This window comes from Rhizobium sp. YTUHZ044 (genome assembly GCF_051123975.1).
Lineage (GTDB): Bacteria > Pseudomonadota > Alphaproteobacteria > Rhizobiales > Rhizobiaceae > Rhizobium.
The window spans coordinates 3,718,398-3,740,271 of the sequence record NZ_CP101426.1 but is presented as its reverse complement, the minus strand read 5'-3'; the positions used below and the strand labels follow the sequence as shown (position 1 = coordinate 3,740,271).

Below are 21,874 nucleotides of genomic sequence, written 5' to 3'. Positions count from 1 at the left end.
CGTTAGAGCATAGTCTAAGTCGCAACGGGCGGCCTGTATGGTTCGCCGATGTTTTAACAACCCAGGCGTGGATAAATTATTTTCCAGTTCTCGCCAGCAGGATGCATTATCTCGCGTAAGCTGTGGTGTTCATCCGTTGGTTTTAGAAAATTTGACCAAATGTTTGATTCGATTGAAATCAATTTTTAAAGGGTTGGGCTTAGAATCCCCGCGCACAGGGAAAGTGTGGATGAAGCCAGATAACCCGAACAGGGTCCCTATTGATGTGTATTTGTCGTTTGTGAGCTCCCTTTCCGGGAACCGCATGACGCTTCTTGTCGGCGTGATCGTCCATGTCGCCACGTGCCTTGCAGTGGCTGCCAAGACACAGTACTCCATCTACATCCTGCTGTCGGTCGCCTTCCTTCTGGTCTTCAGCGCTCGCATGGCCATCTTCCGGCAGTTCGATCGTATCGACAAGCAGAGCCTGTCGCGCGCCGGGATCGAACGTTGGGAGAGGATTCTTGTTGCCTCCGGATCCTGCACCACCGCACTCCTCGGCATCGCCAGCGGCTACGCTATCTTCGTCGTGCACGATTCCTTTGCGGAGCTTGCCTGCATTTCCGTCACCATGGCGACCATGGTTTCCGTTGTCGGGCGCAACTACGGCTCGCGTTTCGCGGTCGACCTCCAGACGGCCTTCTGCTGCCTGCCGATGATCGTCGGCAGCCTGCTGGCGCTGGACTTCTATCGCGGCGTGCTGTCGATCTTTCTCATCCCGTTCTGGCTGACGACGCGGGCGATGGCGAACGGCGTGCGCGAGTTTCTGTATGAGAATGTTATCGCGCGCCGGGAAATCACCATCATCGCCGACCGTTTCGACACGGCGCTCAACAACATGCCGCATGGCCTCGTGATGGTCGATGCCGAAAACCGCATCCAGGTCGTCAACCGCAAGGCCTGCGAACTGTTGAAAATCGGCGCGCCGGAGCGGTTGAAGGACCGCGATCTTGGCGCCGTGCTGCGCTATGGCGCACGCTACAGCTTCATGGACGCCTCACAGCCGGAGCTCATTCTGCGCCAGCTCACCCAGGTGGCCGAAGGCAACCTGTCGCGCACGCTCATTCATTTTCCCGAGAGCCTGTCGCTCGAATTCTCCGCCAGCCGCAGGGCTGACGGCGGCGCAGTGCTGATCTTCGAAGACGTATCCAGCCGTGTGAAAGCCGAGCAGAAGATCATGCACATGGTCCGCTTCGATGCGCTGACCGGCCTGCCGAACCGCGAATATTTCGGCCAGCTGGTGCAGGAGTATCTCGCCAAACATCCGAGGAAATCGGGGCCGCTTGGCTTTATGGTGCTCGATATCGACGAGTTCAAACATGTCAACGACATGCGCGGTCACGTCACCGGCGACCATCTGCTTTGCGCCATCGCCGCCCGCATCAAACAGGTCTGTGGCAACGCCATCCTCGGCCGGCTGATGGGCGACCAGTTCATCCTGTTCTTCCCGCATGCGAAGGAGCCAGCCTCACTCGACCTCGAGATCCGTCGCGTGCACGCTGCGATCCAAGGCCATTTTGAGGTCGATGAACTGACCTTCCTCATTTCGCTCAGTGCTGGTTACGCCATTCTCGAAAGTTCCGCTTTTGCGATGGACGAATGGAGCGTCAAGGCGGATCTTGCGCTGTTCGAGAGCAAGTCGCGCTTCAGGGGCGGTATATCGGGCTTCGAACGCGAGATGGACGGGCGCTATATCGAGCAGCAGAAGCTGAAAGCAGACCTTCGCGAGGCGGTCACGGCGCAGGCGCTGCATCTCGTCTTTCAGCCAATGTTCCGGTCTGACGGCTCGCGCATCGAATGCGCCGAGGCGCTGGCGCGCTGGGTGCATCCGGAGAAGGGTTCAATTCCGCCTGATGTCTTCATCCGGCTCGCCGAGGATATGGGCATCATCTCCGACATCACCCGTTTCGTGCTGTTCAAGGCCTGCAGCGAATGCATGACCTGGCCGGAGCACATCGCCGTCTCGGTCAACCTCTCGGCACGGGATTTGCGCGATGCCGACATTCTGTCGGTGGTCGCCGACGCGCTTGCCAATTCCGGGCTCGACGCGGCGCGGCTGCATCTCGAAGTCACCGAAAGCTGCCTGATCGACGAGCCGCAGGCTGTGCGCGCCATCCTGGCGGAACTCAGAGCCCGCGGCATCACCATCGCGATCGACGATTTCGGCACCGGCTTCTCCAGCCTCAGCTATCTCGACACGCTGCCGCTCGATATCGTCAAGATCGACCGCTCTTTCGTGCGTAATATCGTCGAGGATACCCGTCGCCTCAAGCTCTTGCGCGGCACGGTCAACCTCGCTAGGGAACTCGGCCTCAAGATCGTCATCGAGGGGGTTGAGACCGAAGAGCAGCTCGCATTGCTCAACAAACACCGCAGCACCGATCTGGTGCAGGGCTATGTTTTCTCGCAGCCGGTGCCTTCCCAGAACATCCCGCTTCTGCAACAGGGCGTCGGCCGCCGCGTCGTCCAACGTCGCCGCAACAAGGTCGCCTGAGCACTCGGCAGCCGCCTATTTTCCTTGTCACACTCCCCCGCCGTTAACCTTAATACTTTATAAATGGTCCGAATTATCGGATTTCCTTGCCTAAATCTCGCGGGCATATGATTAATGATCCGTTAACGAGTGGATCAAAATATGTCAGACACACTGTTCACGCGTAGTGATTTCAGTACGAAAATTTTGGAAATTCTCGATCACGTCGAATATCGCCGTGTCGAAAGCAGCGAAGACATGGAGGAGGTGGAGCGGCTGCGCTACAAGGCCTACAAGGCCCACGGCGCGCTGTCGCTTGCCCCGGAAGGCCTATTGGACGATGTCGATTTCGACAGCCATGCTTATATCTTCGGTCTCTACTATTATGGCGAACTGGTCAGTACGATCCGAATTCATTATGTGACGCCGGAGCATCGTATCAGCCGATCCGGAGAGGCCTTTCCCGAGGCGATGGATGAGCTTTTGGACGCGGGGCTGACCTTGATCGACCCGGCGCGTTTCGCAGCCGATCCGGAGCTCACCGCCAACATGCCATGGGTTCCCTATCTGACGCTGAGACCTGCCATCGTCGCGGCAGCGTATTTCCGGGCTGACCGCGTTATTCAGTCCGTCCGGCCCCCGCATGCTGCCTTCTACAAGCGGGTCTTCTATGCCGATACCATCGTGCCCGGCCGACTGGCGGAGAGTTACGGGGTTGATGTCACGCTGATGGCGACGAATGTGGTGGAGGTGGGGCGCAAGTTGTTGACGCGCTATCCTTTCTTCATCTCCAGCGCCAGCGAACAGCGCATGATGTTTTCGCGCACTCCCCACGATACGCTGCCGCCGCTTACCATCATCCCGACGGCGCGCTTCGTGCCGCAAGGTGAATTCGGCACCGACCTGCCGCTGTAATTTCTCCTGCTCTGCGAATGAGGAGAAGTCATATAGCGGTAACAAAATCCGCAGCCGACGCCCTCACGTTTTTCCTTGCGGAAGAAGGTGGTTTGGAACCGCGGCTGCGGCATTCTCATGCATTGCGCTTTCGCCTGTCATTGTGTAATTCCTGCAGGCAGGGACTTCCCTCGGCGTAAGAGGGAATCAGGCAGCGCAAAAGCATTTCAGGGAGACGATATTTATGGCCGAACATCATACCGGACCGGTCGAGACCGGCGCGCCGATGGATTACAAGGAACATGAGCAGACCTACAACATGTTCATTGCCGGCACGAAATACGGCACGATGCTTCTCGTCGTTCTCCTGCTGGCGATGACCGCCGGTTTCTTCGGCGGCGCCGGCCTTCTCGGTGGCCTCTTCGTCTTCATCGTTCTTCTCGCCGCCGGCATCTTCCTGTTCCGCTGATCGCGGCTGGCGCATCGGCCTGAAAATCGCAATTGACTTTCAGCAAACACGATGTGTCGACTGAGGGAGTTGCAGCGTCTTTGTGCGTCCGGAGGGGGACGCACGGCGCTCTAAGGGGAGGGGAGGCTTCTCCGAAGCTTTGTGAATTAGAGCGGTTCAGCTTTTCACCGAAGCGCAGAACCGCTCTAACATTTTGGATTTACGCAATTCCGGACGGAAAACCGATTCGCACTTTCCTGGAATTGCTCTAGGTGCTTGGCCTGCGCAGGCGAGCCTGCGGCGGTCTGGCTGACCCGGAGGAGGGGGCAGTTGGGCAATATTGTTTTCGTTGCAAAGGAAGTCACGGACGGAGAGACGCGAGTCGCGGCTTCCGCCGAGACCGTGAAGAAGATGAAAAGTTTCGGCTTCGATGTCGTCGTCGAAGCCGGCGCCGGTACGGCTTCGCGCATTCCGGACGCCGAGTTCGAGGCCGTCGGCGCGAGAATCGGCAGTTTTGCCGATGCCGCCTCGGCCGACGTGGTGCTGAAGGTGCGCCGCCCGAGCCCATCGGAAATCGCGGGTTATAAGAGCGGCGCCGTCGTCATCGCGATCATGGACCCCTACGGCAATGAGGAGGCGATTGCGGCACTCGCGAGCGCCGGGCTTTCGGCTTTCGCCATGGAGCTGATGCCGCGCATCACCCGCGCCCAGTCGATGGACGTGCTCTCCTCTCAGGCCAATCTCGCCGGCTACCAGGCCGTCATCGAGGCCGCGGCGGTCTATGATCGCGCCATGCCGATGATGATGACGGCGGCAGGCACGGTGCCGGCCGCCAAGGTCTTCGTCATGGGCGCCGGCGTTGCCGGCCTCCAGGCGATTGCGACGGCGCGCCGCCTCGGTGCTGCGGTCTCGGCCACCGACGTGCGCCCGGCCGCCAAGGAGCAGGTTGCCTCGCTCGGCGCCAAATTCATTGCTGTCGAGGATGAGGAGTTCAAGGCAGCGGAAACGGCCGGCGGTTATGCCAAGGAAATGTCGGCAGACTATCAGGCGAAGCAGGCGGCGCTCGTCGCCGAACATATCGCCAAGCAGGATATCGTCATCACCACGGCTCTCATTCCCGGCCGGCCGGCGCCGCGGCTCGTCTCGCGCGCCATGCTTTCCTCTATGAAGCCAGGTGCGGTCGCCGTCGACCTCGCGGTCGAGCGCGGCGGCAATATCGAGGGTGTCGTCGCCGGCGAGGTCGCCGACGTCGACGGCGTCAGCGTGATCGGCTTTGCGAATATGCCGGGCCGGGTCGCGGCCAGCGCCTCGGCGCTTTACGCCAAGAACCTCGTCACCTTCCTCGAGACGATGGTCAACAAGGAAACGAAGGCGGTCGTCGTCAACCTCGACGACGAGCTCGTCAAGGCAACGATGCTGACCTATGCCGGCGACGTGGTTCATCCCGCCTTCGGCGGTGCGAAGAAGGGAGACATATGATGGCCAGCGAAGCAATGGACAGAGCCCTGCAGCAGTTAAACGACGCCGTGACGGCCGTCGCCACTGCAGCCGCGCATGCCCCGGAAGCGGCAAGTGCGGCAACGGGCGGGGCAATTGATCCCTTCGTCTTTCAGCTGGCGATCTTCGTCTTGTCGATTTTCGTCGGCTATTACGTCGTCTGGTCGGTGACGCCGGCGCTGCATACGCCGCTGATGGCGGTGACTAACGCGATCTCCTCGGTCATCGTCGTCGGCGCGCTGCTGGCGGTCGGCATCTCCACAAGCGGACTTGCGACCGGCTTCGGCTTCGTCGCCCTGGTGCTGGTTTCGGTCAACATCTTCGGCGGCTTCCTGGTCACGCAGCGCATGCTTTCGATGTACCGCAAGAAAGACAGGTGAGGGACCGATGACCAATATCGCAGCCTTCCTCTACCTCGTTTCCGGCGTCCTCTTCATTCTGGCGCTGCGCGGCCTGTCGCACCCGGCCACCAGCCGCAAGGGCAATCTCTACGGCATGATCGGCATGGGGATCGCCATCCTGACGACGCTAGTGTTGGCGATGCCCAATTTCGCCGGCTTCGTGCTGATCGTCCTCGGCCTTGCCATCGGCGGCAGCGTCGGCGCCTATGTCGCCCGCACCATCGCCATGACCTCGATGCCGCAGCTCGTTGCCGGTTTCCATTCGCTGGTCGGCCTTGCCGCCGTGCTGGTCGCCGCCTCCGCGCTTTATACGCCCGCTTCCTTCGGCATCGGCGATATCGGCCATATCCACACCGAGGCGCGCATCGAGATGGCGCTGGGCGTCGCGATTGGGGCGCTGACTTTCACCGGCTCGATCATCGCCTTCCTGAAGCTCGACGGGCGCATGTCCGGTAAGCCGATCCTGCTGCCCTACCGGCACCTGATCAATGCAACCCTGCTGGCGCTGATCGTGCTCTTCATCATCGGCCTTGCCGCGACCGAAAGCCACTTCGACTTCTGGGCGGTCGTGGCACTGTCGCTGGCGCTCGGTGTCCTGCTGATCGTGCCGATCGGCGGGGCCGACATGCCCGTCGTCGTCTCGATGCTCAATTCCTATTCAGGCTGGGCTGCGGCCGGCATCGGCTTCACGCTCGGCAATCTGGCGCTGATCATCACCGGCGCGCTCGTCGGTTCCTCAGGCGCCATCCTGTCCTACATCATGTGCAAAGGGATGAACCGCTCCTTCATTTCCGTCATTCTCGGCGGCTTCGGTGGCGAGACGGCGTCGAGTGGGGCCGATACGTCAGACAAGACCGTCAAGCTCGGCTCGGCTGAGGATGCAGCCTATCTGATGGCGAATGCCTCGAAGGTCATCATCGTGCCGGGATACGGCATGGCGGTCGCCCAGGCCCAGCATGCGCTGCGCGAACTTGCCGACAATCTGAAGAAGAACGGCGTCGAGGTGAAATATGCTATCCACCCGGTCGCCGGCCGCATGCCCGGCCATATGAACGTGCTGCTGGCCGAAGCCAATGTTCCCTATGACGAGGTCTTCGAGCTCGAGGATATCAATTCGGAATTTGCCCAGGCCGACGTCGCCTATGTCATCGGCGCCAATGACGTCACCAATCCGGCAGCGCGTGACGACAAGACCTCGCCGATCTACGGCATGCCCATCCTCGACGTCGATCGGGCCAAGACCTGCCTGTTCGTCAAGCGCTCGCTCGGTTCGGGTTATGCCGGCATCGACAACACCCTGTTCTACAAGGACGGCACGATGATGCTGCTCGGCGACGCCAAGAAAATGACCGAGGATATCAACAAGGCGATCGCGCATTGAGCTGATGAACCGCCCTTTTGGGGCGGCTTTCTCATATCTCGCCCGGCACCAGCGTCATCTTCTCTACGCCGATCGCCAGGTTCAGCCCTTCCTGGGCCTGGACATTCAGCGGCTGCAGCATGAAAGCTTTGTTGGTGCCGCCGGCGATCACTTTGGCGCCGGCGCCGGCGCCAATGCTCGCATCAGCGCCGACACCGTAATATTCGCCGGCAAGGGCGAATTGTGGCATGTCGGTGCCGGTCTTTGCCAGGACCTGCCAGATCATCACGCTCTTGCCCGTCTGGCCGATATCGAGGCCGAACTTCTCGATTTTACCGGCATAGACTGCCTTGGCGCCGCCGGCTGCCGGCGTGTAGGTGCAGATGAGGTTCTTCTGTGAGGTGACGATCAGACCCTGACCGCCATCCGATCCGCAGACCAGGCGGCCAAGCGTCACATAATTTTCCGCGCTCGCCGGGCTTGCCCAGGCGGCCGTCGTCAGAGCCACGGCGGCCGTCATCGTTTGCTTGAACATGGTCCGTCTCCTTGTGAACGACCTGTTCGAAACGGGTTGAGGTTGCGATTGTTCCTGAGTTATTCCCGCTCCAGCGTGGAGCGCTGAGCTGTCAGAACCCATAACAGGCCTTCTGGCCGGAAATCGATCTCTACCGTACCGCGGAAGGCCGAGGCGGCGTGCGCCTTGATGACGGTCGTGCCGAAACCCGAGCGCGACGGCTCTGTGACCGGCGGGCCGCCGCGCTCCTCCCAGGTGAAGCGGAGCAGGGCATCCGGCTTGTCTTCATCCCCGACATCGTGCCAGTCGAAGCGGACGCGGCCCTGCGGGGCGGAAAGCGCACCATATTTCACCGAATTGGTGGCGAGCTCATGCAGGGCAAGGCCAAGATTCTGCACTGCATCCGGCTTCAGCACGAAATCTTCACCGCTGACCTCGATCTGTTCGCGCGCATGCGGGAAGGCCTGGAGGTGGATGTCGATAACGCGCCTTAGCGACACGCCTCCCCATTGCTCGCTGGTCAGGAGCTCGATCGAACGCGCCAGCCCCTCCAGGCGGTCGGCGACAGCGGCTTGAAAGGTTTCGACGCTTTCGGCCTGTTTGGCAAGCTGGCGCATCATGGCCTGAGCAAGCGTGAGAAGGTTCTTGGTGCGGTGGACGAGTTCATGCATGACGAAGCGCAACCGGTCCTCGGTCTGGCTGCGATCGAATGAGGCGTTCGAAAGAGCGATCGCCACCTGGTTCGCCTCGATGACGCTCGTTTCAACGGGCGAGACGATGTGGCCTTCGCCCATGCGGTTCGCCATGTCGGCAATCTCGCGGATGGTGCTGCGGACTTGCCTGGCGACAGCATAGGCGGCCAGGATCGCGACGAGCACGAGTGCGACGCCGCCGATGATGAGGAAACGCCAGGTGCTGAGAATCGACGCCTGCGCCACCGGCCCCCAGATCACCGTCTTCCACGACCAGCCAGGAATCTGTGCGTAACCGAGGAGCATGTGCGGCAGGATCGCCTTGTCTTCGAAAACACCCCGGGAAAAGCTAAGCGCCGGCAGGATGCGCGGATCGAAGGGGGTGCCAGGCTTGAGGGCGGCGGGACCGGCGGCAACAACCACGTGGCCGCTTTGATCGATGACGGCGGCCGACCAACCGGGGGCAAGACCTTGGGTCGTCACCAGCCGGCCGAGATCCCTGGCGTCCTGGGTGATGATGAGGGCGGCGACAGGATCGCCCTGCCTTGGCAAAGTGACGTTGTAGACCCACTCGCCGCTGGTTCTGCCGTGAAAAACATCGGACGCCTCGATTTGGCCGGATTTCATTGCGGCATCGAGCGCGGCGATGTTTGCCGTCTTTTCGAGCGGCGTGCCGAAAGGCCGGCGCGTGTTCAGCAGTTGCTGGCCATTGCGGTCGACGGCAAGGACATAGAGCGCATTGTTCCGCAGAGCCGTTTCCGTGCGCTCGTGGAAGGAGGCGAGATCGCCGTTTTCAAGTTCAGGAGAGCTCGAAAGCAGCCGCAGCGTCGTCGCCATGTCCTGAAGCTGGCGATCGATGATGCGCGAAAGGGCAAGCGCGTCCTGCGCCGTCTCGCGCTTCAGCGTCGAGCGCTGGTTGTCCTCCAGCTGCAGCAGAAGCAGCGCCACGAAGGCGAAGATCGGCAGCGCGATCGCCACCGCCATGGCAACCAGATAGGTGCCGATCGAAGCTTTGGGAAAAAACAGTGCGACGATCTTCATTTATTGCGCGCCGCCGCCACAAGTCCCGGTATTGCCGCGTCCCTCGTGCGTCTTGAAGGACGCGCGGCGCTGCTGTGCGCGCTGTCCGCAACAATTTCGTCTGCGGTCAGGAAAGCAAAGATCCGCATCTCTCGCAAACCGCCCTCAACGTGTTTTCGCACACCCCGATAGCGGGCTATCGAAGCAGCCACATGTTAGGGGGAGCAAAAGCAGGTTGCAACATACTATGACATGCCATCGAAGCCGGCGGCGGTTTTTCCGTCCCTCTTTTCAAAGCGATGCGGCGCCTTCATGACGGCTTACTCTGGCCACCCGTTGCTGCACGCGCACCGGGGCCGGTCATCGATAAAGCGGTTCTGCCGGAGATTTATTTTCCTGCAACGCCAAGGTTCTGGGGGCATCCGATGTTCCGGCCGCCCCAATTCACATCCTTAGCCGGCTGGAGCGCCGACTCGGGCGAGACCATCGCGGGCCGGCTGGTATTTCGGGTCAAGTCCGACCGCATGGCGATAGGAGCGGGCAGCTTTTGCCTTGTCGCCGCGGCGTTCGTAGACAAGAGCCTGGTTGGCCCAGGATTCGGCGATGTTGCCGTTGAGATCGATCGCGTGATTGAAATCGGCAAACGCGTTGTCGTCGTCATTCAGCGCGATATAGGAGATGCCGCGGCCATTATAGGGCTCGGGCGAATTCGGCGCGAGCGAGATGGCCTTCGAGAAATCGTCGATTGCCTTATCCTGCTGGTTGCGCTTCTGGTAGATCAGGCCACGATTGTGATAGGCGCGGCCATCGGTCGTGCCGAGCTGGATCGCCTTGCTGAAATCGTTGAAAGCTGCATCGTCCTGTCCGGCTATGCGATAGACATTGCCGCGGCCGATATAGGCGACGTCGTAGCTCGGATTGATCTGCAGGGCGGCATTGTAGTCGGCAATCGCCTGCTGCTGCTGGCCCATGTTGCGATAGACGAGCGCGCGGTTGGCATAGGCCTGGAAGAAGCGCGGGTTGATCTGCAATGCAGTGTTGAAATCATTTAGCGCCTGACGGAACTGGCCGCCGCGGCCATAGGCTGAACCGCGGACATTATACCCTTCGGGATCCCTCGGATTGGCGTTGATAACGGCCGTCAGCGACGCGATGTTTTCTTCCGAGCCCTGCGCCTTGTCGATGCGGATTACGGCATCCGTCGTGTTGGTCGTCTCGCAGCCGGCGAGGCCAACCATGGCCGCCAGCGTCAAGGCCGGCAGGAATGCGGTTTTCTGAAAGCGCCAAGCGCGGGACGGATTGAAGGTGGTATCAGCCATTCGGGCTCGCTTTCCCCATGCGGCATATCCGATATCTGGATATGCGATCTTCAGCGGCAAACTAAAAAGGCGGCGGCGAACCCATCGCCCCCGCCACAATGCATCTGAAAACGTCGAAAAAACGACGGCAACGCTTAGCGTGCGACCAGGCCTTCGCGCTGGGCGCGCTTGCGGGCCAGCTTGCGAACACGGCGAACAGCCTCGGCCTTTTCGCGAGCGCGCTTCTGCGACGGCTTCTCGTAGTAGTCGCGCATCTTCATTTCGCGGAAAATGCCTTCGCGCTGCATCTTCTTCTTGAGAGCGCGGAGAGCCTGATCGACATTGTTATCGCGGACAAGTACCTGCACGAGAATCACGTTCCTTTGGTTTGGTTGATGCCTGAGGCAGCGCAGCGCCAGGGGCAAAAATATAACGTTCGCGCGGCCGCGGCCTTGCGATTGGTGATGCGGGATAGCAGATCGAGTAGGGGAAGTCCAGATGGATATCGGCGGCAGGTGGAAAAATCACATCTGCCCGGCATCCTGTCTCAAGCGAGCCGCTTCCGGAGGGGCCTCGTCCAGGGCGGCGATTGCCTCCTTGAGCGCCGTCCTGACCCGGAGTCGATCGGCAGGCTCCAGCCGGCTCATATCCAGATGCAGGTCGAGACCCGAGAGATGTTCGCTGAGAACCCGGCTTTTGTGGTCGGCGCCGAGCGTCAGTCCATCGACGGCATAGGGCACGACCTCGCGCTGGATGCCCTTCATGGTGATCGGCGGCAAGGGATGGGCATCGACAATCTCGTTCACCAGCGCATAGGTTTCGTAGCTGATGACGATTTCTCCGCCCTGGGCGATCGACTGCAGCCTGGCTGCGAGATTGGCCTCCGCCCCGATGATCGTATAGTCCATGCGATCGTTGCTGCCAAAATTGCCGACGTTGCAATAACCGCTGTTGATGCCCATGCGCACGACGAAAGGCTCCTCGGTGCCGTTTCTGCGCCATCTGTCCTTGAGTTCGCCGAGGCGGCGCTGCATGTCGACGGCCATGCGCAGGCAGGCTTTCGCATCCTCCTCCGGACCCTTCGTTTCCGGGTCGCCGAAGAAGACCAGCATGGCATCGCCGATGAACTTGTCCACCGTGCCGCCATGGGCGAGGGCAATGTTCGACATTTCGGTGAGATATTCGTTGAGCATCTCCGTCAGCGCTTCGGGCTGCAGCCGCTCGGTGGTCGCGGTGAAATCCTTGATGTCGGAGAAGAAAATCGTCAGGCGCTTGCGCTCGGTATGGACGACGACGTCTTTCTGTCCGCTGAAGATGCTTTTGTAGATCTGCGGCGACAGATAGCGTGAAATCTTCAGCGAAACGCTCGCCAGGAATTCGTTCGCCGCTTCGAGATCCCGGTTGGCGCCATGGATCGCGCGGGCCTGCTGGCGCTGCAGCAGAATGAAGCTGAGGCCGATGACGGCGACAAAAAGAAAATAACAGAGCAGATATTTGAAGGCGAAGACGTTGCTTGCATAGGGTTGCTTGATCACCACTTCCTGAATGCCGCGCACATCGCCGACCTTCCAATCGGTCTTCGGGCTTTCCGGGTGGCTGTTGTGACAGGCAACGCAGGCCTGGCTCATGACGACGGGCGTGATGAGCCGTAGGGTATCGGTCAATCCGACGCGGGTGAGGTCGCTCAACGTCTGCTGCGGATTGGCGCGCAACGCGGCAAGCGCTCGTTTCTCGAAATCGTCGAGCTCGTGGGAAGCGCGGCTCTTGAACTGCAGATCGGAGACGAAGCGGTATGTGATGTTGGCCTGTTGCTCCTTTATGACGTCGCCGAGTTCCAGCGAAAGTGTTGCCGGCAGCGGGATGGCGCCTGGGATATTGGCGTAGTTGTGGGAAACGACCGTGCCTGCGGTCGCGCCGCTGGCGTGCGCGGCCAGAACGCGTCCGACGACATTGGCGGAATAGTAGGAGCGGATGCTCGATATTAGCGAGCTCATATCGCGCGCCTGGCGTCTGAGGGTGTTTCCGGAGAGATCGCTGATGTCGAGCCAGACGGCAAGCGGCAGTCCTGCAAGCATCGCCAGCACGACGACGATCAGCCAATAGCCGCTGCGGCGCACGGCGGTTTCGGAAATCACGGGAGCCCCTCACTCTTCGATATAAAAGCATTCGCGCTTCGGCCGTTACAAGAACATTTCGCCGCGCCCCCGGCAAGCTCGAAGCCGAGCCGTCCAAGCAAAAGCATGGCGGAACGACAGCGTCGTCGAATTTGCAGACACTGTTGCGCCGACCGGCGGGAAGCGGAAGGCTGGAAAGCGAAAAGAAGCGTCGGGAGCGCATGGGCGAATGGCGTTCGGACAGAAAGCGGCGTAGCGTGTCGGCCGACAGGCGCGGGCCGCTCGATCGGCCGTGGGAGGGACACCGGTTGAGATGATGACGCGCGTGCAGCAGATCGGTGTCGTTATCGGCCTGGTGATCGTGGCGGCCCTGACGATGCTGCGGGCAGACGATCCCGGAATCTTCAAGCTGATCCGTGGCGTGACTTTCGACGAGTACCAGCGCCTGCTTCCGAGAACATTCGAGCCCATGCCGGTCCATGTGATCGACATCGACGAGGCGTCGCTGCGCGAGTTCGGTCAATGGCCGTGGCCACGGGACCGGTTGGCCATGCTGGTGGACCGGCTCTCCGACATGGGCGCTGCGGCCATCGCCTTCGACGTCCTCTTTTCAGAGCCGGACAGGCTGTCGCCACGCAACGTCGTGCGCGAGGTCGCGGGGGTTGACCCGTCCCTGGCCGAGAAGCTCCCCGACAATGACGAGATATTTGCCCGCTCGATCTCCGGCAAACCCGTCGTGCTCGGCTTCGGGCTTTCCAACGAGGGCAGTTACCGGCCGCCTGTCAAGGCGGGCTTTGCTTTCACCGGGGAAAGCCCCGTCTCGGCTCCGCCCTACCTTGCCGCATCGACGCCGCTCAGGCCGCAATTGGAAGCCAACGCGGCAGGGCTCGGCCATATCAGCCTCAATCCCGGCAATCCTTCGCCGGTGGTGCGGGCGGTGCCGTTGTTCCTGACCGACGGCGTGCAGCTCTATCCCAATCTCGCCGTCGAGGCGTTGCGCGTCGCGCAGGGTGTATCGACTTATGTAGTGGCCGGCGCGCCCGATCGGGCCGGCGTGATGACATCGGCAAAGATCGGCGATTTCGTCGTGCCGCTAACGGCGGCGGGCGAATTCTGGCTCTATGTCAGCCCCGACCGAGCCGAGCGCTATATCTCCGCCCGCCAGGTGCTCGCCGCCGGAGGCGCCTCTCCCGAGGTCGCTGCCGCCATTGACGGCAGCATCGTCTTCATCGGCACCTCGGCGGCAGGCCTGCAGGACATCCGCGTCACGGCGCTCGGCGAGAATGTTCCCGGGGTTTCGATGCATGCGCAGGCCGTCGAACAGATTCTCTCCGGCCGCTTCCTGTCGCGGCCCGATTGGGCGGACGGCCTGGAAATCCTCACGATCGCGGTGCTCGGCTGCCTGCTCGTCGTGGTGACGACTTTCGTCAGTCCCGCCGTCGCACTGGTCTGCGGCCTGCTTATTACCGCAATGGCGCTCGTGGCCTCCTGGCTCTCCTTTCTTTATGCGGGGCTTCTTCTTGATCCGCTGGCTCCGATCGTCAGCGGATCGATCACCCATTTTGCCGCAACCTCGTTCCGCATTCTGGTGATCGACCGGGAAAGGCGCGAGGTGCGGCGCGCCTTCGGACATTATCTTTCTCCGTCACTGCTCCATCGCATCGAACATAACCGCGATGCCTTGCGCCTCGGTGGGGATGACCGGGAGCTGACGGTAATGTTCGTCGACGTCAGGAACTTCACCGAGATCAGCGAAAGGCTGGCACCGACGGATGTCGTTGCCTTCCTGAATACATTGCTCGACGCGCTGAGCCGTCATGTCGTGGCCAACGAAGGTACTCTCGACAAGTTTATCGGCGATTCGATCATGGCATTCTGGAATGCGCCGGTCGATGTTGCGGATCACGAAATCAAGGCGGTTCGCGCGGCGCTCGCCATGCGCGAGACACTCGCCGAACTGAACGCCGCCGACGCCTTCGGTTTCGGATCCGATCAGGAGGTCGGCATCGGCATCGGCATCCATACCGGCGTTGCTTGCGTCGGCAATATGGGCGCCAAGACCCGCTTCAACTATTCGGCTGTCGGAGATGCCGTCAACGTCGCGGCCCGCATCGAATCGTCCTGCAAGGAAGTCGGCTTCGATATTCTTATCTCCGACCGCACCGCACGCTCAGTGCAGGGAATGGCGCTGATCGAAGCGGGCGCCCTTCCGCTCAAGGGGAAGAGCAGCCGGACACAGATCCTTGCCGTCGTCGGCGATGAACGGGTGGCGGTGTCCCAGGAATTCGCCGCGCTCGAGGTCGTTCACCGGCAGCTGATGCAGGCCCTGCAATCGCATTCCAGGAACAGCCGTAAGCTTATCGGGACCGCAAAGCTCAGGGCAGTGCAGGTGATCGGCGGTCTGGCGGAATTCTACCAGCGCATATCCGGCAGGACCGGTCATTTCCGCGAAGTGCCGGAGGGAATCGAAAAGAGCGCTGCAGACTGACGGGCCTCAGCGGCCACGATTGAAATTCCAACCCCTGTCGTGGTTGCGATCGTTGTCATCATCATGATCACGATTGTGATCGCGATCGTGATGTTCATGATCACCGCGGTTGTGTCCGCGATGATCCTCGCCGTGATTTCCGGGCTTGCCGTCATTGTCATGCCGGCCATGGCCATCATGCTTGTCCGGTCTATCCGGCTTGTCATGATGGGGCTTGTCATGATGCGGCCTGTCATGGTCATGATGGGGCTTATCGGGCTTGCTCGGTCGCTCCTTTTGTGGCTCGGCCTGTCTCTGCGGCGGATCCTGTCTTTGCGGAGCTGGCGCAATTGCCGGCGGAGGTCGCACTCTGTCTTTTCGTTCCGGTGCAACCGAGGCCATATTGCAGCCGCCGAGCATGCCGATGCCGCCCGCAAGCCGCTGGTTGCCGGAGAGGAAGGGGAGGGCGCGGGGATTTCCGAGTGTATCGAGAACGCTCGGATCGACCCGGCGGGCCGGCGACATATCGCCGTTCGGCTTGGCGACGACGCAATCGCAGCGCTGCTGCAACTGGCGGCAGCCGCCCGGGCCGCAGAAGCTGGCCGCACCGTTCAGCAAGACGACGGCCGTGGTGCCGTCCTGGCCGACGTAGAAATCGAATGCGGTGCCGCGCACGCCGATGGTGCCGGCGGGCGTCAGAATCTGGTAGGCCGAGGATTGGGAATTGCCGCTGACCCAGCGAAAGGTACCTTTCGCTGCCTTGATGGTGAGTTTCTTGACCGATTGTGAATCGTCGAAGACATATTTGTCGATGACGACCGAAGAGCCCCAGCCGACCGCCAGCTTGGTACCGTCGCGAAACAGGAATTGGCCGAGTCCGGATTGCGATGTCCTGATACGCTCGTCGCGGTGAACGCTGTTGTTGACTTCGATCGGGCCGGCTTGTCCCGTCACCTCGGTCTTGATAACCACAGCCTGGCCGACCGGCTCGGCGGCAGCTGCCAGCCGGACGCCGCATAGCGCAATGAAAAGCGCCTGGAATAAACCCCGCCTCCGTATGCCCATGATACACCAGTCCCGGCAACGGGGAAAAATTAACATCATACTAACTGCTTGTCTTTTCACCCTCTTGGGTTAGGCAAGTCTGCCGCCCGGAGAACGGCGTTCTTCGCAGCATCATGCAAGATGACGTTCGTTTCAGAGTCATCGCTGGACAGCATCGGAAACTGCGCAGTTTTCGACACGATGTCGTTCAGTGTCAAAAGTGAAGCTCTCGCACGTCGCAAAAGAGCCGTTGTGCCGCATTTGGATTTGCGATTTGTATGGGCGCGAGAACAGCCCTTGCCCGAAGGAGAAGAAGGCGGATGCGGAAATATTCGGTTTTTGCCGTGGCGCGGGAGGCCCTTCGCGGCCACAGAGGTTGGGAGAAGCAGTGGACTTCGCCGGAACCGCGCGCCGAGTACGATGTCGTTATCATCGGCGCTGGCGGACACGGCTTGGGAGCCGCCTACTATCTTGCCAAGGAGCACGGCATCACCAATGTGGCGGTGATCGAGAAGGGCTGGCTCGGCGGCGGCAATACCGGGCGCAATACGACCATTATCCGTTCGAACTATCTCTATGAAGAGAGCATGCACATTTACGAGCATTCGATGAAGCTCTGGGAGGGGCTTTCACAGGAGCTCAACTACAATGTGATGTATTCGCCGCGCGGCGTGATGATGCTCTCGCACAATATTCACGACCAGCAGTCGTTCAAGCGACACATCCACGCCAACCGGCTTTACGGCATCGACAATGAATGGCTGACGCCGGAGCAGGCGAAGGCCTATTGTCCGCCGCTCGACATCTCTGCCAGTGCGCGCTATCCGATCAATGGTGCGGCGCTGCAGCGCCGCGGCGGCACGGCGCGGCACGATGCTGTAGCCTGGGGATATGCGCGGGCAGCCTCAGACCGAGGCGTGCACATCATCCAGAACTGCGAAGTGACCGGCATCCGGCGCGGTCCGGACGGACGGGTGACCGGGGTCGAGACTTCGCGCGGCTTCATCGGCGCCAGAAAGGTCGGCGTATCGGCCGCGGGCCATACATCGACAATCATGAAGATGGCGGATGTGCGCGTGCCGCTGCAGTCGAGCCCGCTGCAGGCGCTGGTCTCCGAGCCGCTGAAGCCGATCTTCCCCTGCGTCGTCATGTCGAACACGGTGCATGCCTATATCTCGCAGTCCGACAAGGGCGAGCTCGTCATCGGCGCCGGCACAGACCAGTATAATTCCTATTCCCAGACCGGCGGGTTGCAGATCATCACGCATACGCTCGACGCCATCTGCGAACTCTTTCCGATGTTCCGGCGCGTCAAGATGATGCGGCAATGGGGTGGCATCGTCGACAATACGCCGGATCGTTCGGCAATCCAGTCGAAGACGCCGGTTCCGGGGCTTTACGTCAATTGCGGCTGGGGCACCGGCGGCTTCAAGGCGACGCCGGGCTCGGCCAATCTCTTTGCGCATCTGATCGCCCGCGATGAAGCGCACAAGTTCAATGCCGGCCTGACGCTGGAACGCTTCCGCAGCGGCCGGCTGATCGATGAAGCGGCGGCTGCGGCGGTGGCGCACTGATGATGAACGTGTTCGCTCAGATGCTCGCTTCTTTGGTTATTCACGCCCTCATCCGCCTTGAACGTACCTTCTCCCTGCTGGGGAGAAAGGGAGGAGAAGGAAATTTCATATGCTGCTGATCCATTGCCCTTATTGTCAGGAAGAGCGTTCCGAACTCGAATTCCGCGGCGCGGGTGACGCGCATATCGCGCGGCCGGCCGATATCGCCTCGATCTCGGATGAGGAATTCGAAGAGTATTTCTTTCTGCGTGACAACCCGAAGGGGCTGATCTTCGAGCGCTGGCGGCATATTCACGGCTGCGGCCGCTTCTTCAACGCGGCGCGCGATACGGTGAGCGACAAGTTCATCATGACCTACAAGGCAGGCGAGCCGAAGCCGCGGATCGGTGCCGAGGCCGAACAGCACGGGCCTGTCGAGACCTATGAAGCCGTGGAAGGAGAGGCGCAATGAGCGGTGCCAATCGTATCGTCGGCAAGGGGCGTCTGACGCCTGCAAAGACCGCGCGCTTCAGCTTCGACGGCCAGAGCTATACCGCGCTAGAAGGTGATACTGTCGCCTCGGCGCTGATCGCCAACGGCATTCATCTCGTCGGCCGTTCGTTCAAATATCACCGGGCCCGCGGCATCCTCTCGGCAGGGGCTGAAGAGCCGAACGCGCTGATCGACGTCGCCCGTGACAAGGCGCGCAAGCAGCCGAACGTGCGCGCCACGGTGCAGGAAGTCTTCGACGGCATGATCGTCCAGTCGCAGAACCGCTGGCCTTCGCTTGCCTATGACGTCGGCGCGGTCAACAACCTGATGTCGCCGTTCTTCGCCGCCGGCTTCTACTACAAGACCTTCATGTGGCCGCGCTCCGCCTGGAAACATGTCTACGAGCCGTTCATCCGTCGCGCTGCCGGCCTCGGCGTCGCGCCGACGGAGGAGGATCCGGACCATTATGCCAGCCGCTACGCCCATTGCGACGTGCTGGTGGTCGGCGCCGGTGTGGCCGGACTTTCGGCGGCGCTGGCAGCGGCCCAGACCGGTGCGAAGGTGATCCTTTGCGACGAGCAGGCGGAAGCCGGCGGTGCGCTGCGCTACGATGCCGGCGTCAGGATCGACGGACAGGATGGTTACGCCTGGGCGCAGAAAACCGTGGCGCGGTTGAAGGCGATGGACAATGTCGAAGTGCTCATCCGCACGACCGCCTTCGGTTACTACAACCACAATTTCGTCGGCCTTGCCGAACGCGTCACCGATCATATCGCCAAACCATCGAGCGATCTGCCGCGCGAGCGGCTCTGGCAGGTCCGCGCCAAGCGGGTAATCCTCGCCAACGGCGCGATCGAGCGGCATATGGTATTTCCGAACAACGACCGGCCCGGCATCATGCTGGCTTCGGCGGGGCGGATGTACCTCAATCATTACGGCGTTGCCGTCGGAAGCAATGTCGGCATCTACACGGCGCATGACTCCGCCTACGAGGCGGCTTTCGATCTCAAGCGGGCCGGTGTCTCGGTCGCCGCCATCGTCGACTGCAGACAGGCGCCGGGAGCGGCGGTACTGGCGGAGGCGCGTGCGCTTGGCATCGACGTGCTCACCGGCCAGTCGGTCGTCAATACGGCGGGGCGGCTGCGCATCTCATCGATGACGGTGGCGCGCAACGGCGGCGGTTCGCCGCGCAAGATCGCGGTCGATGCGCTTCTGGTTTCGGCCGGCTGGACGCCGTCGGTGCATCTGTTCTCGCAGTCGCGCGGCAAGGTGGCCTTCGAGGCGGAAAGTCAGCGCTTCCTGCCCGGCACCTATGCGCAGGATTGCCTGTCTGTCGGCGCCTGCAACGGCACCGACGACCTGCAGCGGACGGTCGAGGAATCGCTTGCCGCCGGCGAACTGATGGCGCAGGCCGCTGGCAAGAGCGGCGGCGGCAAGATCACGATCTCGGCCGAGCAGCCCTATGACTGGACCGGCGGGATGATCGGTGCTGCCGAAGGCGCCGGCCCAAAGACGAATGCCAAGGCCTTCATCGATTTCCAGCACGATGTCTGCGCCAAGGATATCCGCCTCGCCGTGCGCGAGGGCATGCACTCGATCGAGCATATCAAGCGGTTTACGACCAACGGCATGGCCTCGGACCAGGGCAAGCTTTCCAATATGCATGGCCTGGCGATCGCCGCCGAAATGCTCGGCAAGGAAATCCCGCGAGTCGGTCTCACCACCTTCCGCGCGCCCTATACGCCGGTGACCTATGGTACGCTGATCGGCCATTCGCGCGGCAAGTTGTTCGATCCGACGCGCAAGACGCCGCTGCACGGCTGGGAAGAAGCGCATGGCGCTGTTTTCGAGGATGTCGGCAACTGGAAACGCGCCTGGTTCTATCCGCGCTCGGGCGAGAGCATGCACCAGGCGGTTGCGCGCGAGTGCCGGACGGCCCGCGAGTCGGCGGGTATCTTCGACGCATCGACGCTCGGCAAGATCGAGGTCGTAGGCCCGGATGCGGCGAAATTCCTCAATCTCATCTACACCAATGCCTGGGACACGCTGAAGCCAGGCAAGGCGCGCTACGGCATCATGACGCGTGAGGACGGCTTCGTTTATGACGACGGCGTCGTCGGTCGTCTGGCGGAGGACCGTTTCCATGTGACGACGACAACAGGCGGAGCGCCGCGTGTTCTCCATCACATGGAAGATTACCTGCAGACGGAATTCCCGGATCTGAAGGTATGGCTGACCTCGGTGACTGAACAATGGGCCGTCATCGCCATACAAGGGCCGAAGGCGCGCGAGATCGTCGAACCTCTCGTCGAAGGCGTCGATCTTTCCAACGAGGCCTTCCCGCATATGAGTGTCGCCGAGTGCACGGTCTGCGGCGTACCAGCGCGGCTCTTCCGCGTTTCCTTCACCGGTGAAATCGGTTTCGAAATCAACGTGCCGGCCGATTACGGCCAGTCGGTGCTCGAAGCGGTCTGGGCCAATGCCGAACCGCTCGGCGCCTGCGTCTACGGTACGGAGACGATGCACGTTCTTCGCGCCGAGAAGGGCTATATCATCGTCGGCCAGGATACGGACGGGACCGTGACCCCTGACGACGCGGGCGTCGCCTGGGCCGTTTCGAAGAAGAAGAAGGACTTCGTCGGCATTCGCGGGCTGCAGCGGCCGGACCTCGTCAAGGAGGGGCGCAAGCAGCTCGTCGGCCTCGTCACCAAGGATCCGAAGCTGGTGCTCGAAGAAGGCGCGCAGGTCGTCGCGAGCCCGAATGAGCCGAAGCCGATGACGATGCTCGGCCATGTCACATCGGCCTATTGGTCGGAAAATTGCGGCAGGTCGATCGCCTTCGCGCTGGTCGCCGGCGGCCGGGCGCGGATGGGCGAGACGCTTTATGTGCCGATGCCGGACCGGACGATCGCCGTCGAAGTGACGGATCTGGTGTTCTTTGACAAGGAAGGAGGCCGCATCCATGGCTGATGTCGCAATTCGCAAGCCGGCGCTGGCCGGCCGTCTCGGCGGCTCCGCCACCGTGCGCCTGTCCGTCGCACCGTCCGCGAGCCGCGTGGCGCTGCGCGCGCCCGCTGGATCGCTCAAAGCACTTTCTTTGGCTCTCGGCCTGTCTGTGCCGATCGCTCCGAAAACGTCCGGCCGCGCCGGTGCGCGCTCGGCGCTCTGGATCGGGCCGGACGAGTGGCTGTTGATCGACGAGGCCGGCGGCGATCTGATGGCGGCATGTTCCAGCGCCGGCGCGCTGCATTCCGCGACAGATGTCTCCCACCGCAACGTGGCGGTCATCGTTTCGGGGCCGGGTGCGGAGACCACGCTTGCGGCCGGCTGCCCGCAGGACCTGTCGCTGTCGTCCTTTCCGGTCGGTGCTGCCTCGCGCACGGTCTTCGGCAAGGCGGAGATCGTACTTTTCCGGACGGAAGAAGATACGTTCCGGGTGGAGTGCTGGCGGTCGTTTTCCGATTACGTCTTCGGGCTCTTGGCCGAGGCGGCGGAAGATGCCGGCCATTGAGGCTTCCAAGCCCGCTGCCTAACCGGATGAGATTTTCAGGGTCGCAAATGACAGTGC

General features: G+C 61.6%; 17 protein-coding genes. 11 read left to right on the top strand and 6 right to left on the bottom strand.

Features of this window, described 5'->3' with window-relative positions:
• Positions 1 to 229 precede the first annotated feature (229 nt).
• From NL154_RS18370 to NL154_RS18345, 6 genes are all read left to right on the top strand, one after another.
• On the top strand, positions 230 to 2,533 hold the full coding sequence (locus NL154_RS18370; protein WP_210629815.1) for a putative bifunctional diguanylate cyclase/phosphodiesterase: 2,304 nt from the start codon (positions 230 to 232) through the stop codon (positions 2,531 to 2,533).
• Positions 2,534 to 2,674: 141 nt separating this feature from the next.
• The gene (locus NL154_RS18365; protein WP_210629816.1) at positions 2,675 to 3,427 is read left to right on the top strand and encodes an N-acyl amino acid synthase FeeM domain-containing protein; all 753 of its coding nucleotides are present in this window, start codon (positions 2,675 to 2,677) and stop codon (positions 3,425 to 3,427) included.
• A gap of 223 nt (positions 3,428 to 3,650) precedes the next feature.
• On the top strand, positions 3,651 to 3,875 hold the full coding sequence (locus NL154_RS18360) for an aa3-type cytochrome c oxidase subunit IV (RefSeq protein ID WP_011426827.1): 225 nt from the start codon (positions 3,651 to 3,653) through the stop codon (positions 3,873 to 3,875).
• A 309-nt stretch (positions 3,876 to 4,184) separates the two neighbouring features.
• A complete protein-coding gene (locus tag NL154_RS18355) occupies positions 4,185 to 5,333 on the top strand; it encodes a Re/Si-specific NAD(P)(+) transhydrogenase subunit alpha (RefSeq protein ID WP_221146391.1) in 1,149 nt (382 codons plus the stop codon).
• On the top strand, positions 5,333 to 5,731 hold the full coding sequence (locus NL154_RS18350; RefSeq protein WP_003582338.1) for a proton-translocating transhydrogenase family protein: 399 nt from the start codon (positions 5,333 to 5,335) through the stop codon (positions 5,729 to 5,731). Before NL154_RS18355 ends, NL154_RS18350 begins: the two co-directional genes overlap by 1 nt.
• 7 nt (positions 5,732 to 5,738) lie before the next feature.
• The gene (locus tag NL154_RS18345; RefSeq protein ID WP_210629818.1) at positions 5,739 to 7,133 is read left to right on the top strand and encodes an NAD(P)(+) transhydrogenase (Re/Si-specific) subunit beta; all 1,395 of its coding nucleotides are present in this window, start codon (positions 5,739 to 5,741) and stop codon (positions 7,131 to 7,133) included.
• 31 nt (positions 7,134 to 7,164) lie between these two features.
• Here NL154_RS18345 and NL154_RS18340 read toward each other — a convergent pair whose 3' ends face one another.
• The 5 genes from NL154_RS18340 to NL154_RS18320 form a co-directional block, all read right to left on the bottom strand.
• A complete protein-coding gene (locus NL154_RS18340) occupies positions 7,165 to 7,647 on the bottom strand; it encodes a DUF992 domain-containing protein (protein ID WP_221146392.1) in 483 nt (160 codons plus the stop codon).
• A 59-nt stretch (positions 7,648 to 7,706) separates the two neighbouring features.
• Positions 7,707 to 9,359 (bottom strand): sensor histidine kinase, encoded by a 1,653-nt coding sequence (locus tag NL154_RS18335; protein WP_434733160.1) that lies wholly within the window; start codon positions 9,357 to 9,359, stop codon positions 7,707 to 7,709.
• Between the two features lie 431 nt (positions 9,360 to 9,790).
• Entirely contained in the window at positions 9,791 to 10,657 is an 867-nt protein-coding gene (locus tag NL154_RS18330) for a tetratricopeptide repeat protein (protein WP_210629821.1), read from the bottom strand.
• Between the two features lie 134 nt (positions 10,658 to 10,791).
• Positions 10,792 to 11,004: a 30S ribosomal protein S21 gene (gene rpsU, locus NL154_RS18325; protein WP_003585885.1), complete on the bottom strand. Its 213-nt coding sequence runs from the start codon at positions 11,002 to 11,004 to the stop codon at positions 10,792 to 10,794.
• 156 nt (positions 11,005 to 11,160) lie between these two features.
• Entirely contained in the window at positions 11,161 to 12,711 is a 1,551-nt protein-coding gene (locus tag NL154_RS18320) for an adenylate/guanylate cyclase domain-containing protein (RefSeq protein WP_434734114.1), read from the bottom strand.
• A 355-nt stretch (positions 12,712 to 13,066) separates the two neighbouring features.
• Between NL154_RS18320 and NL154_RS18315 the strand changes: the two genes are divergently transcribed.
• Positions 13,067 to 15,238 carry a CHASE2 domain-containing protein gene (locus NL154_RS18315; protein WP_434734113.1) on the top strand — a complete coding sequence of 724 codons (2,172 nt, stop codon included), beginning with the start codon at positions 13,067 to 13,069 and terminating at the stop codon, positions 15,236 to 15,238.
• Between the two features lie 6 nt (positions 15,239 to 15,244).
• Here the strand turns inward: NL154_RS18315 and NL154_RS18310 are convergent, their stop codons facing one another.
• Positions 15,245 to 16,282 (bottom strand): FecR family protein, encoded by a 1,038-nt coding sequence (locus NL154_RS18310; RefSeq protein WP_259668860.1) that lies wholly within the window; start codon positions 16,280 to 16,282, stop codon positions 15,245 to 15,247.
• 299 nt (positions 16,283 to 16,581) lie between these two features.
• Between NL154_RS18310 and NL154_RS18305 the strand changes: the two genes are divergently transcribed.
• From NL154_RS18305 to NL154_RS18290, 4 genes are all read left to right on the top strand, one after another.
• Entirely contained in the window at positions 16,582 to 17,835 is a 1,254-nt protein-coding gene (locus NL154_RS18305) for a sarcosine oxidase subunit beta family protein (protein WP_011426818.1), read from the top strand.
• 109 nt (positions 17,836 to 17,944) lie between these two features.
• The gene (locus NL154_RS18300; protein WP_210629823.1) at positions 17,945 to 18,286 is read left to right on the top strand and encodes a sarcosine oxidase subunit delta; all 342 of its coding nucleotides are present in this window, start codon (positions 17,945 to 17,947) and stop codon (positions 18,284 to 18,286) included.
• On the top strand, positions 18,283 to 21,276 hold the full coding sequence (locus NL154_RS18295) for a sarcosine oxidase subunit alpha (protein WP_434733159.1): 2,994 nt from the start codon (positions 18,283 to 18,285) through the stop codon (positions 21,274 to 21,276). The genes NL154_RS18300 and NL154_RS18295 overlap by 4 nt, the downstream gene beginning before the upstream one ends.
• On the top strand, positions 21,269 to 21,817 hold the full coding sequence (locus NL154_RS18290) for a sarcosine oxidase subunit gamma (protein ID WP_210629825.1): 549 nt from the start codon (positions 21,269 to 21,271) through the stop codon (positions 21,815 to 21,817). Before NL154_RS18295 ends, NL154_RS18290 begins: the two co-directional genes overlap by 8 nt.
• Positions 21,818 to 21,874: the final 57 nt, after the last annotated feature.